Source organism: Acidiphilium sp. JA12-A1, assembly GCF_000724705.2.
In the GTDB taxonomy this organism is placed as follows: domain Bacteria; phylum Pseudomonadota; class Alphaproteobacteria; order Acetobacterales; family Acetobacteraceae; genus Acidiphilium; species Acidiphilium multivorum.
Genome location: NZ_JFHO01000121.1, coordinates 1 through 3051 on the forward strand (window position 1 = coordinate 1; position 3051 = coordinate 3051).

Sequence of the window (3051 nt, forward strand, 5' to 3'; positions counted from 1 at the left end):
ACGCCGATCGCGCCGGTTGCTTCATCGCGCACCAGCCGCCCGTTGCGCATGACGAGAACCCGCCGCGTCACCGCCGCGATCTCGTGCAGCTTGTGGCTGATGAAGATCACCGCGACCCCGCGCGCCGCAAGCCGGCCGATGAAGCGCTGCAGGTCGTCGCTGCGGCGGGAGTCGAGGGAAGAGGTCGGCTCGTCGAGGATCAGCACGCCGAGGTCGGGGCTCGCCGCCGCCCGCGCGATCTCGACCATCTGGCGCTGGGCGATCGGCAGCGTGCCGGCCCGCGCCCGCGGATCGATGCCGCTCGCCGGGAAGATGGCGTCGATATGCGTGCGCGCGAGGCGCTCGCAGGCGCGCCGCCAGGCCGGGCCGGACCCGCCGCTTCCCGGCTGCTCGACGAAGAAGTTCTCGGCCACGGTCAGGCTGCCGCAGAGCGAGAGTTCCTGGTGCACGATGCGGATGCCCGCCGCCCGCGCGCCGTGCGGCGTGTAGCGCGCGAGCTCGATCCGCCGCCCGGCGATCGCGAGCTCGCCCGCATCGGGCTCGGTGACGCCGGCGAGAATTCGCATCAGCGTGCTCTTGCCCGCGCCGTTGGCGCCGATCAGCCCGACGACCTCGCCGGCGGCGATGCGGAACGAGACGTCCTCGTTCGCGAGGGTCGGCCCGTAGCGCTTGGTGATGCCGGCGAGGGCAAGCGCCTCGCCGGCGGCTCCGGGCACATCCCGCCCGGGCGGGGACGCGGCGACGCCCACGGTCATGCGGCGCGCCCCGGCCTAGGGCTTCTGGCTGAGCAGATGCGTCTTCACCCAGTCCCGCGAATAGCTCGGGCTGACGATCGTGCCGGGTTTCAGGTCGGCATACTGCGCGAGGTTCTTCTGCGTCACCGTCGCGACCGGCATGGTCATGAATTTCGGCGCCTTCGCACCGCCGGCGATGTCGAGCGAGAGCCAGAACGCGGCGCCGCCGATGCCCGGCGTCGTGTTCATCGAGATCGTCTGGTAGCCGGTCTTCTTCGCCTGCTCGGCCCACCAGTGGATGAAATTGGCGCTGCCGCCGCCGGCGATGATCGGCGGGTGGGTGGCGTAGCTGCCGCCATACTGCTCGAACGCCTGGGCGATGCCGTAATCGTCGCCGCCGCCCTGGTCGAGCACGGCGTCGACATGCGGCAGGCTCGGCAGCACGTTGCTCACCGCCGCCTGCGCGACCGGGCCGGTCGCCTGGCCATAGACCGTCGCGACGACCTTGATGCCCGGATGCTGCTTCAGCACGCCCATCTGCGCCGTGTACATGTCATGGTCCGGCGCCGAGCCCTTCACGCCGCGGACGACGATGACATTGCCCTTGCCGTGCAGCTTGCGGACGATCCAGCGCGCCTGCGCGGCCTGGTAGCGCTTGAAGTCGAAATCGAGCTTGTAGGCGCAGGGCGCGCTGACGATGGAGTCGAAAGCGACGACCTTGATCCCGGCGGCGCAGGCCTTGGCGATGATGCCGTTCAGCGCGGTGTCGGATGCGGCGTCGATCGCGATGACGTTGACATGGCGCAGGATCAGGTCGCTCACCTGCGACATCTGCTCGTTCACCGTGCCGTTGCCGTTGACGATGATGAACTTCGAGATCTCGCCCTTCTTCCGCGCCTCGGTCGCGGCGGCGCGGAAGGCCTCGACCATCTGGTGGCGCCAGGTATTGCCGTAATAGGCGTTGGACAGCGCGATGACCGGCCCCTTCGCCTGCGCCGCCGGCGCGGCGGCGAGGGTTGCCGCGGCGGCGAGGCCGAGCAGCGCGTATTTCAGTCCCGCAGGTTTCTGCATTGTTTTCATGGACGTCCTCCTTCCTAAGGGCCGGCGGTTCCGCCGCCGGCGCTGCACGCTTGCGGTGCTATGGGTGGCAGATGGCGCGGACCGACCGCTTGACCTCCTCGGGCGAGAAGACGGTTTCGAGCCAGTTGTCGCGGAAGATCACCGGCCGCGCCTCGTCGATCGCCTTCAGCGCGCCGTCGGAAAACTTCCCTTCGGGGAAGATGCCGAAGGCGATGGCGAGTTCGATGGTCAGATGGCCGAGGATGAAGTCCTCGGCGGCCTGGCGCGGCACGCCGCGGCGCACGGCCTCGTCGGTCGCCTCGCGCAGCGCGAGGCTGAGCGTGGCGCCGACGGTTTCCGACAGCGCCGGCTCGAGGATCGCGATATGCTCGACGGTGCAGCGATGCGAGCGCATCACCGGCTTGTAGATCGTCCGCGCGATGGCCTCGCCGAGCGCGTAATGCTCTTCCGGCCCCTGCATCAGCGCGCAGACGATGTGCTGCCTGGCGTGGACGCCGCCGAAGAAGTCGCGCTTCGCCGCGGGATCGGTCTCGTCGTTGAAGATCGGCGGGTGGCAGGGATGGGTGACGAAATAGCTGATGTCGGCGCGCTCCGGCAGTTCGCCGGCATGGGGGGCGGCGGCGTCGAGCATGATGACGATCGTGCCGGGGCGGAGGGTTGCGACGATCTCGTGCGCGATCCGGCCGATCAGCCGGTCGGGCACCGCCATCAGCACCACGCCGGCGCGGGCCAGCGCCTCGTCGCGCGTCACGCAATCGACGCCGACGGCCTCGCGCAGCCGGGCGCGCCCGTCCGCGGAGATCTCGACGTGATCGACGTCGTAGGCGGAGCCTTTCAGGTTGGCGGCGAGCCGGACCCCCATCTTACCGCCGGCGCCGAGCAGGGCGATTCTCGTCATGCGTCTTGTCTCCTGATCTCGCCCGTCGCGGCATGACCGCCGCGCAGGACCGTTTGAAAGAAGTCGGGGCCGCCCATCTGGCCGCCCTTGAGCACGATTTCCGCGAGGCCGCCGGCCCGCGCGCTGCCGTGCAGGCGGCAGAGCGGCGCGCCGGGCGCGAGCGGGGCGAGGGCGGTCAGCGCGCCGATGCCCAGCGCCTGCGCCGCGTGGCCCGACGTATCGCCGCCCGCGATCACGCCGCGGGTGATGCCCGATTGCGCGGCGAGGCGGCCGAGCAGCCGGCCGAGGCCGGCGCCGATCCGGGCATGGATTGTCTCGGCGGGTTTGCCCGCCGCGGCG

At 70.6% G+C, this 3051-nt stretch carries 4 protein-coding genes; all 4 read right to left on the reverse strand.

All coding sequences use genetic code 11. The annotated features are described in order from the left end of the window. Positions 1-755, reverse strand: a 755-nt coding sequence (locus RT91_RS17775; protein ID WP_035188899.1) for an ATP-binding cassette domain-containing protein, incomplete at its 3' end; no start/stop codon positions are given. A gap of 15 nt (positions 756-770) precedes the next feature. Beyond that, the gene (locus tag RT91_RS17780) at positions 771-1814 is read right to left on the reverse strand and encodes an ABC transporter substrate-binding protein (protein WP_007423590.1); all 1044 of its coding nucleotides are present in this window, start codon (positions 1812-1814) and stop codon (positions 771-773) included. A gap of 58 nt (positions 1815-1872) precedes the next feature. Continuing rightward, entirely contained in the window at positions 1873-2712 is an 840-nt protein-coding gene (locus RT91_RS17785) for a phosphogluconate dehydrogenase C-terminal domain-containing protein (protein ID WP_035188901.1), read from the reverse strand. Beyond that, positions 2709-3051, reverse strand: a 343-nt coding sequence (locus RT91_RS17790) for a nucleotide-binding domain containing protein (RefSeq protein WP_035188902.1), incomplete at its 5' end; no start/stop codon positions are given. The genes RT91_RS17785 and RT91_RS17790, both read right to left, overlap by 4 nt.

What these genes read in the sequence shown, in the direction of transcription:
- RT91_RS17780 (WP_007423590.1), bottom strand. Translation starts at nt 1,814, where the DNA reads ATGAAAACAATGCAGAAACCTGCGGGACTGAAATACGCGCTGCTCGGC.
- RT91_RS17785 (WP_035188901.1), bottom strand. Translation starts at nt 2,712, where the DNA reads ATGACGAGAATCGCCCTGCTCGGCGCCGGCGGTAAGATGGGGGTCCGG.